The organism is Streptomyces sp. NPDC007856 (assembly GCF_042868225.1).
GTDB lineage: Bacteria > Actinomycetota > Actinomycetes > Streptomycetales > Streptomycetaceae > Streptomyces.
Genome location: NZ_JBIAEC010000003.1, coordinates 1 through 11,365, shown reverse-complemented (window position 1 = coordinate 11,365; position 11,365 = coordinate 1). Strand labels below are relative to the sequence as shown.

Here is an 11,365-nt window from a genome sequence, read left to right as displayed (position 1 = left end):
CACCGCTGACGAAACCCCCGTGCCTCACCCCCAGCCCACCGCGACAATGTCCAGGTGCGGTACAGAATCCTGGGCGTGGCCCAAGCAGCGGACGACCAGGGCACCCTCGTACCCGTCGGCGGCCCACGCCTCCGCACACTGCTCACCGCCCTGGCCCTCCGCCCCGCCCGCACCACCACCCCCGAAACCCTCATCGACGAGATCTGGGCCGACGACCACCCGGGCGACGCCCCCGCCGCCCTCCAGGCCCTCGTCGGCCGCCTCCGCCGCACCCTCGGTCGACACACCATCGCCTCCACCCCGGGCGGCTACCGCCTGGAAGCGACCGAGGACGACGTGGACCTGTACGTCTTCGAACGCCTCGTCGACGCCGGCACCAAGGCCCTCGCCACCGGTGACCCGGCCACCGCGCACCGCACCCTCACCGAGGCCCTCGCCCTCTGGCACGGCCCCGCCCTCGCCGACCTCCCCGACCGCACCGCCGCCACCCGCCCGGAGGCCCTGCGCCTGGCGGCCACCCGCGCCCGGGCCGCCGCCGCCCTCGACCTCGGCCGCGCCCCGGACGTCGTACCGGAGCTGACGGAACTCACCACGGCCCACCCGCTGGACGAGCCCCTGCACGCCCTGCTCATCCGCGCCCTGCGCGACACCGGCCGCCCCGCCGCCGCACTCGCCGTGTACGAGTCCGCCCGCCGCACCCTCGCCGACACCCTCGGCACCGACCCGGGCCGGGAACTCCAAGCGCTGCACGCGTCGTTGCTCAGGAAGCAGGAACCACAGCCGCAGCCATCGACGTCACCCAACCCACCGATGCCGCCGACCCCCTCTCGACCGCCCGAGCGGACCGGCAATCTCCGCCCCCGTCTGACGTCCTTCGTCGGGCGGGAACCAGAACTCGAAGCCATTCGTTCCGACTTGCACAGAGCCCGCCTGGTCACGCTCACCGGACCGGGCGGCTCGGGGAAGACCCGCCTCGCCGAGGAGGCCGCCGCAGGGCTCCCCCAGGCATGGCTGGTCGAGCTGGCCCCGCTCGACCATCCGGAGGCGGTGCCCGGCGCGGTGGTCAGCGCGCTCGGTCTGCGCGAGACCGTGCTGCTGACGAACGAGCTGGCGACCCCCCAGGCCGACCCCGTCGCCCTGCTGATCGAGTACTGCGCCGCGCGCAGCCAACTCCTGATCCTTGACAACTGCGAACACGTCATCGGCGCGGCCGCCGCCCTCGCCGAGACCCTCCTCACCCACTGCCCGGGGCTCACGGTCCTCGCGACCAGCCGTGAACCCCTAGGCGTCCCCGGTGAGTCGGTGCGCCCGGTCGAGCCCCTCGTCCCGGAGCAGGCGCACCGCCTGTTCGCCGAGCGCGCGAAGGCCGTCCGTCCCGACGCCGAAGCGGCGCTCGCCGACACCGGGGCCGTGGCGGAGATCTGCCGCCGCCTGGACGGGCTGCCGCTCGCCATCGAGCTGGCCGCGGCCCGGCTCAGACTGCTGACCCCGCGGCAGATCGCCGACCGGCTCGACGACCGCTTCCGCCTGCTCACCTCCGGAAGCCGCACGGTCCTGCCCCGTCAGCAGACCCTGCGTGCGGTCGTCGACTGGTCCTGGGACCTGCTGGACGAACGCGAGCGCACGGTGCTGCGCGAGGTGTCGGTGTTCGCCGGCGGCTGGGACCTCGCGGCGGCCGAGGCCGTGTGCACCGGCCCGGCGGCCGACCTGATCGGCGCCCTCGTCGACAAGTCCCTCGTCGTGGCCGCGCCCAGCGGTCCCGACGGCTCCGGCGGCATGCGCTACCGCATGCTGGAGACCATCCACGAGTACGCCACCGAGCGCGCGGCCGAGGTCCCCGGACTGCGCGCCGCCGCCGAGCGCCGGCATCGCGCGTGGGTGCGGGCGCTGGTGGAGGAGGCCGAGCCGCGCCTGCGCTCGGGGGACCAACTGCCCTGGATCTCCCGCCTGGAGTCCGAGCTGGACAACATCCGGGCCGCCCTGGACCGCTCCGTGCGCGCCGGCGACGAGCCGGAGGCGGCCGCGATCGTCCTGGCCATCTGCTGGTTCTGGTGGCTCCGCAACCACCGCCAGGAGGCGATCGCCTGGGTCCGTCTGGTCCTCCGCCTGGGCGTGGCCCTGGACGCCCTGGCGAGCCCGGCGACCCCGGAACCCCTCGGTGCCGCCCCCGACCTGATGTCCCTGACGGAGTCGGCCGACCCCGTGGGCGCCTTCCTCGCCGTGCCCGACGGCGAGGCCGGGCATCCGCTGCGGGAGCTGCGGATGGACGTGCGGATGCTCGATCTGTTCCTGACCTCCGAATCGAGCACCGAGCACCTCGCGGCCGACCCGCGCGCCCCGGAGTACATCGCGCGCGTCCGTGCCGCGTACGAGCCCGGCGGTCCCCAGGCCGCCCGGCTACCGGGCATCGTGTGGCCGATGACCGCCTACTACCTGGGCGGCCCGGCGGACGTCGGCCCGGACCTGGCCGCGGCCGTGGCCAACTGCCGGGCGTACGGCGGCAACTGGGAGATCGGCGTCTCCCTGATGTTCCGCACCCATGTGATCGTCGACTCCCCTGGCAACCTGCGGGGCGTGGACGAGGACCTGGCCGAGCTGCGGACGCTCAGTCGGCGCGTCGGGGACCGCTGGATGCGGGCCCAGGTGTGCAGCGCGGCCGGCGAGGCGGCCATGGCCCGCGGCAGGTTCGCCGAGGCACGCGGTGAGTACGAGGAAGCACTGCGTCTGGCCTACGAGGTGGGCGCCTACGCCGAGTCGCCGTTCCTGCTCGCCCGGCTCGCCGAGATCTCCTACCGCTCCGGCGACCCGAAGACCGCGCTGGCCGCCCTGGAGGAGGCGGGAGCGGCCGCCGACCGGTACGCGGTGTCGGAGGCGCGCGCCTTCGTGCTGCTGCTGCGCGCCCATATCGCCCTGTACGACGGGCAGTCCGCCCGTGCCCGCGAGCTGTACGAGGAGACCCGCGCCACGGCCCGCGGCGGCACCCCGCCACCGCAGTTCGAGGCGGCCCTGCGCAGCGTCGAGGCGCTCCTCGCCGCCGCCGAGTCGGGCCCCGCGCACGGGCTGCCGCTCATCACCGAGGCGCTCCGCGTGGCCGTGGCCCAGCGGTGCGCCGAGTCGATCACGGCGGGGCTGGTGGACATCGCGGCCGGTCTGCGGGCCCGATGCGGCGATCTGGCGGGCGCGGTCCGGCTGTTCGCCGCCGCGGACCACTGGCGCGACGGCAATCCGCGTCCCGAGCCGGAGTGCAGCGAGGCCGCCCGGGTGCAGGCCGAAGCCCGCGCGGCCCTGCCGCCCGAGCGGTACGCGGCCGAGCGCGCCCGGGGCGCGTCCCTCGGTGTGTCCGGCGTACTGCGGGAGCTCGGCGCGGCGGAGGCGTCCGTCGAGCACGGCCGATGACGACCACCGCCGTTCTTCCGGCCCTCCGGCCTACCGGCAGGTGAGCCGGGACTCCGCCCAGTCCGCGAGCGCCGCCTGGTCGAAGACGTTGCTGTGCGGACGTACGACGAGCCGTACGACCTCGCGCCCGGTGAGGTCCACATGGACGGGCACGGCCTGGTCGCGCCCCTTGACCATCCCCGACTGCCACAGCCGGACCCCGTCCGCCCAGCCGGAGAAGGACACCTTGCCGAGGCCGAGCGTCATGTCGTCCACGCCGGCCAGTGCGTCGTAGGCGGTGCACTGCCGGTTGAGGGCGATGGTGACGGAGGACTCGCCGTGCACGGTCACCCCGCGCGCGTACTGCTCGCCGCCGATCGACATGCCGTGGCGCTGCCACCCCCAACTGCTCTGGGCGAGCCGGATCTCGGGCTTGGTGCCGTCGCCGTCGACGTCGTAGCCGAGATCGCTCAGCTCCTCGACGGTGGGCGCCGGCGGCGGAGGGGGCGTCGGCCTGGGCGTGGGTTTCGGTGCGGGCGTCGGTGGTGGGCTGGGCTCGGGCGTCGGCTTGGGCGTGGGTTTCGGAGCGGGGGCCGGCGGCGGAGGGGGCGTCGGCTCGGGGGCGAGCAACACCGGCTCCGGCGAGGGCTGCTCCTTCGACGGGCTCGGCTTGGGCGCCGGGGGCCGTACGACCGGCGCGGACGGCGACGGCTTGGCGACGTCCTTCGCCGGCGGACGGCTGTCGTTCACCAGGGCCAGTGCCACCGCGGCGGCGGCCACCGCGACCACACCCACCGGCCGCGATCCCCGCCTTCACCGGCGCCCCGACCGCCTCCGAGGCCGCGGCACCGCCCGCACCACCAGCCCCGCCGCGGCGGCACCCGCCGTCGGCGAGAGGCGCCGAGGGGGCAGGCGGTCCGGCGGCTTGCCCAGGGGCGCGAGGAGCTGCGCGATCGCCCCCACGCACCATCAGCCCGAAGACCACAGGGCCACCCACCCCGAACCGCCTGCAAGGCACCCACCCGCAGCCGCCGACGGCGGCGGGGACGCCCCCCTACGCGGGACGCGACCGCAACCCCTCCAGCAAAATGTCCAGCAACCGCGCACTTGCCGCCGCCTGCTGCGCGGCATCCGGCAGGGACGGCGCCGCCGTGGCGATCACCAGCAGCACATCCCCCACGGACACATCCGCCCGCAGCTCACCGGCCGCCCGAGCCCGCTCGACCAACTGCCCGACCACATCGAGCAACGCCCCGACCCCGCTGTCGTCGGAGGCCTCCCCGGGCACCAGCCGAAGCTCACCGGCCGCCGGCTGCACCCGCTGCTGAGGCACCCGAGCCTCCTCGGCGGATGCCACGCCGGACCCACCCGACTCGGCCGAGGCGGCGGAGCCGACCCGCAGGACCTGCGGCGGCAGCAACCGCCCCGCCCCCGACGCCACGGACGTCCGCAGGAACCGGGACAGCGCCGACCACGGCTCGTCCTCCTGTCCGAGCGCGGCCCGCGCCTGCTCGGTCAGCCGCGCGGTCTCCTCCTCGGCTATCCGCCGGACCAGCACGTCCTTGCTGGGAAAGCGCCGGTACACCGTGCCGACACCCACCCGGGCCCGCCGGGCCACGTCCTCCATCGGCGCGCCGTACCCCGACTCGCCGAAGACCTCACGCGCCGCACGCAGCACGTGCTCCAGATTGCGCTGTGCGTCCACCCGCAGCGGGGCCGTACGCGACCCCTCCGCGCGTCCGTTGCCCACCGCCGCGCTCATTGCCCCGCCATTGGGTGCGATGGCTGAGGCGGATGACCAATGCGTGTCCTGAACATGCATGTGTTCCCCCGGTAATGACGTCTCCCCCCGGAGACTCCCCGCAACTGATCCGAAGTGCGTGGAACTGACGTCGTTCTCGACCGGGTCCGCCCGTCGCGGCACCCGTTCGACCACATTCCCTACACCCCGTCGACACACGAACATAGTTGAGAGAGAGTCAATTCAGAAGGGGCAGGTTCCGCACAGTGCGCCCCTCGATCGGAGTACGGGTCTCGTACGTCCCGTTTCCTCACCTTCTCTCCCCCTCGCCCGGCCCCGCTGACCTGGCCCGTTTCATCCCGCCCCGACAGCGCGCCCGGCCCCGCGCACACCCGGCCGCCGGTCACACAAATTGCCGGGGCTGTGGACAAACGACAGCGCCGGGTGCGTCATGGGATGGTGAAGGAACGTGCGCGCATTCTGGTTGTCGGCGGCGGCTACGTCGGGATGTACACGGCACTGCGTCTGCAGCGGAAGCTGAAGGGCGAGCTCAGGCGGGGCGACGTCGACATCACCGTCGTCACTCCCGACCCCTACATGACGTACCAGCCGTTCCTTCCCGAAGCGGCCGCGGGCTCGATCTCCCCCCGCCATGTCGTCGTACCGCTGCGCCGGGTCCTGGACCAGTGCCATGTCGTCGTCGGCGAGGTCACGTCCATCGACCACGCGGTGCGCACCGCCGTCGTCCACACGCTCGCCACCGCCGAGGAGGGAAAACCGGCCGAACTCCTCGGTTACGACGAGCTCGTGCTGGCCCCCGGCTCGATCTCCCGCACGCTGCCCATCCCCGGCCTCGCCGAGCACGGCATCGGCTTCAGGACCGTCGAAGAGGCCATCGGCCTGCGCAACCACGTGATCGAGCAGATGGACATCGCCTCCTCCACCCGCGACCCCGCGATCCGCGACGCCGCCCTCACCTTCGTCTTCGTCGGCGGCGGCTACGCGGGCGTGGAGGCGCTCGCCGAGCTGGAGGACATGGCCCGCTACGCCGCGCGCTACTACCACAACGTCCGCCCCGAGGACATGAAGTGGATCCTCGTGGAGGCCTCCGACCGCATCCTCCCCGAGGTCGGCGAGGAGATGGGCCGGTACACCGTCACCCAGCTGCGCCGCCGCAACATCCAGGTGCTCCTCGAAACCCGGCTGGACTCCTGCGCCGACCGCGTCGCCGTCCTCAGCGACGGCCAGCGCTTCCCGACCCGTACGGTCGTGTGGACCGCCGGCGTCAAGCCCAGCCCCCTGCTCGCCGCCACCGACCTGCCGCTCACCGCGCGCGGCCGGCTCAAGTGCACCGCCCAGCTGACCGTCGACGGCACGGAACACGCCTGGGCGGCCGGGGACGCGGCGGCCGTACCCGACGTCACCGCCGCCGAACCCGGCACCGAGACCGCCCCCAACGCCCAGCACGCCGTCCGCCAGGCCCGGACCCTGGGCGACAACATCGCCCACGCACTGCGCGGCGAGCCACTGGAGACGTACGCCCACGACTACGTCGGCTCGGTCGCCTCCCTCGGCCTGCACAAGGGCGTCGCCCAGGTCTACGGGCGCAGGCTGAAGGGCTACCCTGCCTGGTTCATGCACCGCGTCTACCACCTCAGCAGGGTGCCCACCCTCAACCGAAAGGCCCGTGTTCTGGCGGAATGGACCCTCGCCGGGCTCTTCAAGAGGGAGATCGTCTCGCTCGGTTCGCTCGAACATCCGCGAGCGGAGTTCGAACTCGCTGCCGGTGGAAAGCCTCCTCACAGCCCCTCGGACGACCCGAAGGGGTCGTCCTGACCGGACCCAGGAACTCCCCGGCCCGCCCAGGCGTCTGACGGATGTCGCCGCGGCTCGCCCCCTGCCAGACTGCCCCACGTCCGCGGACGGGCCACCCACCCGCCCTCAGCACCCACGAGGCTTCTTCCCAAGTGAACTTCACGCGCTGGAGCGCCCGGCTCCCCGGAACGCAGCGCCGCGCCGCCGCGCGGACCGAGACCCCGGTCTCCCCGGACCGGCGGGGGGAAGGCTCCGTGCCCGCGGCCCGCGCCGGACAGCCGATTGATGGCACGACCCCGGTGCCCGCCGTCGACGAACTGCCCGCGCGCGACGTCCTCGACCGCGTCCCGGCCCTGGTCGCCCTCGTGCACGGCCCCGACCACCGCATCGCATACGTCAACGACGCCTACGTGGCGGCCTTCGGCGTACGGCCCCTGGGCACGCCCGCCCGCGAGGCGCTGCCCGAACTCTCCGAACTGGGCCTGCTCCCGCTCCTCGACCAGGTGCTGCGCAGCGGCAAGCCCCGCACCCTGAAGTCCCGCAAGGCCGTGGACGGCCGCTCGTACACCTTCACCTGCACCCCGGTCGACGAGCACGGCGACCGCGACGGCGGCGTGCTCGTCTTCGCCACCGACGTCACCGACCACGCCGAGGCGGCGGAGCGGCTCCGCGCCAGCGAGCGCCGCCAGCGCGAGACGGCCGTGACCCTCCAGCGCTCCCTGCTCCCGCAGGAACTGGAACAACCCGACGACCTGCGCATCGCCGCCACCTACCAGCCCGGCGGCACCGAGGCCGCGGTCGGCGGCGACTGGTATGACGTGATCACCCTCGGCGGCGGCCGCACGGCCCTGGTGATCGGCGACGTGATGGGCCGGGGTGTGCGGGCAGCGGCGGTCATGGGCCAGTTGCGTACGGCCGTCCGGGCCTACGCCCGCCTGGACCTCCCCCCGCACGAGGTGCTCCAGCTGTTGGACGGCCTGGCCACCGAGATCGACGCCAACCAGATCGCCACCTGCGTCTACGCCGTCCACGACCCGAACGAGGGCAGGCTGGTCTACGCCTCGGCAGGCCATCTCCCGATCCTGGTCCGCGACGAGAACGGCACCGTCTCCCGCGCCGACGAGCCCACCGGCCCGCCGCTCGGCACCGGCGGCTGGGTGCACGCCTCCGGCTCCATCACCCTCGGCCCGGGCTCCACGGCCGTCCTGTACACGGACGGCCTGGTCGAACGCCGTGACGAGGACATCGACGAGGGCATCGCCGCCCTCGAAGGCGCCCTCGCCGGCGCGACCGGCACCCCCCAGGTCGTCTGCGACCGCCTGGTCCGCTCGGCCGGCGTCACCGCCGACCACGACGACGACGTGGCCGTCCTCGTCCTCCAGCACCCCGCCCGTACGGGCCCCGACGGCGACCTCTTCCGCAACGCGGCCCTGGAACTCCTCGGCGGCGTCGAGGCGGCTCCGCGCGCCCGTGCGTTCGCCTCCGGCGTGCTGACGAGCTGGCGCTTCCCGGCCGAGCTGCACGATCTCGGTGTCCTCGCCGCGAGCGAGCTGGTCGCCAACTCGCTCCAGCACGGCACTCCGCCCATGCGCCTGCGGCTCCGCCGCACCGACCGCCGCCTGATCATCGAGGTGACGGACGGCGACGACCACCTCCCCCGCCGCCGCCGCGCCGAACCCGGCGACGAGTCCGGCCGGGGCATCGCCATCGTGGCGACCATCGCGTCGAACTGGGGCTGCCGGAGGACACCGGGCGGCGGGAAGGCGGTGTGGTGCGAGTTCGTACTGCCGAGGGGATAGCGCCGCGTAGCTGCGGGCAGTCGTGCCGCTAGGGGCGGCACGGGTGGGCGCGGTGTCTTACGCCTCCGCGGCCACCGGCTCCGCAGGCGCCCCACCTCGGGCAACCACCCGGGTCCCGCGAGCCAGCCAAGGCCGGTCCTGCAGTGGGGTGAGCTGCCTCCCGAGCCGCACCGCCAGCACCGTGATCCCCAGCGAGAACAGCAGAAACGTCACGATGTACGGCGCGGGCAGCGAGGCACCCAGCGGCCCGCCCACTGCCGGACCCAGGGCCAGCGCCAACTGCTTGACCAGCGCGAACGCCGAGTTGTACTGCCCGGCCATCCCCTCCGGGGCAAGGTCGGCGACCAGCGGAGCGACCGTCGGCGACAGCATCGCCTCACCCAGCCCGAACAGCGCGTACGTCGAGACAAAGGCTGCCGTCGCCATCTCCTGGCTGCCGTGCCCCAGCCCCGCATACCCGGCGGCCAGCCAGGCCACGGCCCAGATCAGACCGACACCGGCGATGATCCGGGACCGCCGCCGGCGCTCCACGAACTTCAGCACGGCGAACTGGGCGACCACGATCATCAGCGTGTTCGCGGCCAGGGCCGTCCCCAGCGCGGAGGTGGATATCCCGGCGGCCTCGACGCCGTACGCGCTCAGCCCGGACTCGAACTGGCCGTAGCAGGCGAAGAACAGCACAAAGCCCAGCACACACAGCTGCACCATGGCCCGGTTCCCGAGCAGCCGCTTCCAGCTGCCCTGCGCCGAGCGTGCCGGGGCGTCCTCGATCCGCGGCGAGTGCGGCATCCGCACGGTCGCCATCACCACGACCAGTAGCAGGAACATCGCCGCCTCGATCGCGAACAGCAGCGTGAACGACGACACGCGCGTGGTGTCGACGAGATGACCGCCGATCAGGCCGCCTGTACCGAGCCCCAGGTTCTGCAGGAAGAACTGCATCGCGAACGCCCGCGACCGCGTGTCCGCCGTGGAGCAGTCCACGATCATCGTCGCCAGCGCCGGCTGCATCACGGCCTGACCGGCACCGAGCGCCGCGGCCGACAGCAGTACGGCGGTGGCGTTGCCCGCGAGGCCCAGGCTCAGCGCACCGAGCGCGGCGGTGACCAGGGCGGCGAGCAGGACCGGCAGTGGGCCGCGCCGCACGATCGCCCTGCCGGCGAACGGCAGCACGATCAGCGCGGCCACGGCGAAGACGGCGAGCACCAGTCCCGCCGTCATGGCTCCCAGACCCCGCACCTGCGCCACATAGACGTACAGGTACGGGACGGTGAAGCCGAGCCCGAACGCGCTGAGTGCGTTGCCCACGTGGATCCGGCGCATCGCTGCGCCCATCGCCCTGGTCACGTTCACCTCTCTCACTAGTTAAGCCTGAAGACTTCAAAGCTAAAGTTCGAAGCTAAAGACTACACATGGAAGGACTTCGATGCAAAGCACCCGCGTGCGATACTGCGCCCATGGCCGACACAGCCCCCGGCGTCACGGAGCCGACGCTCGAAGAGCAGATCGCCGCCTACCAGCGCGAGTTCCAGGACCTGGACCCCCAGGTCGAGAAGATCGTGTCGGCGCTGTCCCGGCTCAACCGCCGCATGAACGTCGCCTACGGCCGTCAGACCTCCGCCCTCGGCATCAGCAACGCAGAGTGGGAGGTGCTCAAGGCACTCGTCCTCTCCGGTGCTCCCTACCGCATGGGCCCCAGCGACCTCGCCAAGCGCCTCGGCCTCACGCCGGCCGCGATGACCCACCGGATCGACCGCATGGTCGCCGAGGGACTCGTCACCCGGGAGCGCGACGAGTCCAACCGCGTCCGGGTGATCGTCGAGCTGACACCCGAGGGCCGCGAGAAGTGGCTGGAGGCGATGCGCCTGGCCACCGTCTTCGAGGAGGACCTGCTCCAGGACCTCACCCCGGCGGAGCGCTCGGTGCTCGGCGAGGTCCTGACCAGGCTCCTGCGCAGGGTGGAGCACGCCCAGCCGGACGCCGGCGGTCGGCTCAGCGACCTCGACTGAGGCCCTCGTAAAAGATCTTGACAGGGGGTGTTGACACCCCCCTGGCCGTTCCGTAAAGTTCTTCGGGTTGCCACAGAGCCGTAACGGTTCGCCGGCAGCGCCTCGGCCGCCCCGAGCGGCACCTCACATCATCAGCACGATCTCCCGGACGGGTTGTTTTCGGCGTGCCCGAATTCAATTCGAATGGAAGCCCGGCGGCCCGATTGGGAATCGCCGAGCAGATCCGCTAAGGTTTGAGACGTCGGAACGGCCCAACGGCCGGGAGGACAAGCCCCCTGACTGGGAGTCAGACTCCGAAAGGATCTGATAGAGTCGGAACCGCCGGAAAGGAAACCGCGAGAAAGCGCGGAAACCTGGAAAGCACCGAGGAAATCGGATCGAGAAAAGGTCTGATAGAGTCGGAAACACCGAAGGGAAGCGCCCGGAGGAAAGCCCGAGAGGGTGAGTACAAAGGAAGCGACCGTTCCTTGAGAACTCAACAGCGTGCCAAAAATCAACGCCAGATTAGTTGATACCCCGTCTCCAGCATCTGCTGGGACGAGGTTCCTTTGAAAAACACAGCGAGGACGCTGTGAACCGCCGGACTATTCCTCCGGTGGTTCCGCTCTCGTGGTGTTCGACCGGAT

7 protein-coding genes are annotated in these 11,365 nt (G+C 72.5%); 4 read left to right on the top strand and 3 right to left on the bottom strand.

The features are described from left to right. Nucleotides 1-54: 54 nt before the first annotated feature. A complete protein-coding gene (locus tag ACFYOH_RS08030) occupies nucleotides 55-3,396 on the top strand; it encodes a BTAD domain-containing putative transcriptional regulator (RefSeq protein ID WP_388622364.1) in 3,342 nt (1,113 codons plus the stop codon). A gap of 30 nt (nucleotides 3,397-3,426) precedes the next feature. Here the strand turns inward: ACFYOH_RS08030 and ACFYOH_RS08025 are convergent, their stop codons facing one another. Both ACFYOH_RS08025 and ACFYOH_RS08020 read right to left on the bottom strand, forming a co-directional pair. Further along, on the bottom strand, nucleotides 3,427-4,170 hold the full coding sequence (locus ACFYOH_RS08025; protein ID WP_388622363.1) for an NPCBM/NEW2 domain-containing protein: 744 nt from the start codon (nucleotides 4,168-4,170) through the stop codon (nucleotides 3,427-3,429). Nucleotides 4,171-4,429: 259 nt separating this feature from the next. Further along, nucleotides 4,430-5,197, bottom strand: a complete 768-nt coding sequence (locus ACFYOH_RS08020) for a TetR/AcrR family transcriptional regulator (protein WP_388622361.1) — start codon at nucleotides 5,195-5,197, stop codon at nucleotides 4,430-4,432. A 375-nt stretch (nucleotides 5,198-5,572) separates the two neighbouring features. Between ACFYOH_RS08020 and ACFYOH_RS08015 the strand changes: the two genes are divergently transcribed. Together ACFYOH_RS08015 and ACFYOH_RS08010 are read left to right on the top strand one after the other, a co-directional pair. Continuing rightward, nucleotides 5,573-6,952 carry an NAD(P)/FAD-dependent oxidoreductase gene (locus ACFYOH_RS08015; RefSeq protein WP_388622359.1) on the top strand — a complete coding sequence of 460 codons (1,380 nt, stop codon included), beginning with the start codon at nucleotides 5,573-5,575 and terminating at the stop codon, nucleotides 6,950-6,952. 131 nt (nucleotides 6,953-7,083) lie between these two features. Further along, nucleotides 7,084-8,730: a SpoIIE family protein phosphatase gene (locus tag ACFYOH_RS08010; protein WP_388622357.1), complete on the top strand. Its 1,647-nt coding sequence runs from the start codon at nucleotides 7,084-7,086 to the stop codon at nucleotides 8,728-8,730. Nucleotides 8,731-8,787: 57 nt separating this feature from the next. On the opposite strand, the gene ACFYOH_RS08005 is transcribed toward ACFYOH_RS08010, so the two are convergent. Continuing rightward, nucleotides 8,788-10,053 carry an MFS transporter gene (locus tag ACFYOH_RS08005; RefSeq protein ID WP_388623812.1) on the bottom strand — a complete coding sequence of 422 codons (1,266 nt, stop codon included), beginning with the start codon at nucleotides 10,051-10,053 and terminating at the stop codon, nucleotides 8,788-8,790. Nucleotides 10,054-10,187: 134 nt separating this feature from the next. Between ACFYOH_RS08005 and ACFYOH_RS08000 the strand changes: the two genes are divergently transcribed. Next, entirely contained in the window at nucleotides 10,188-10,739 is a 552-nt protein-coding gene (locus tag ACFYOH_RS08000; protein WP_388622355.1) for a MarR family winged helix-turn-helix transcriptional regulator, read from the top strand. Nucleotides 10,740-11,365 lie beyond the last annotated feature (626 nt).

Bases quoted from the DNA above. Each gene is read 5' to 3' on its own strand.
- ACFYOH_RS08015 (WP_388622359.1), top strand. From the start codon at position 5,573: ATGGTGAAGGAACGTGCGCGCATTCTGGTTGTCGGCGGCGGCTACGTC.
- ACFYOH_RS08005 (WP_388623812.1), bottom strand. From the start codon at position 10,053: ATGCGCCGGATCCACGTGGGCAACGCACTCAGCGCGTTCGGGCTCGGC.
- ACFYOH_RS08000 (WP_388622355.1), top strand. From the start codon at position 10,188: ATGGCCGACACAGCCCCCGGCGTCACGGAGCCGACGCTCGAAGAGCAG.
- ACFYOH_RS08020 (WP_388622361.1), bottom strand. From the start codon at position 5,197: ATGCATGTTCAGGACACGCATTGGTCATCCGCCTCAGCCATCGCACCC.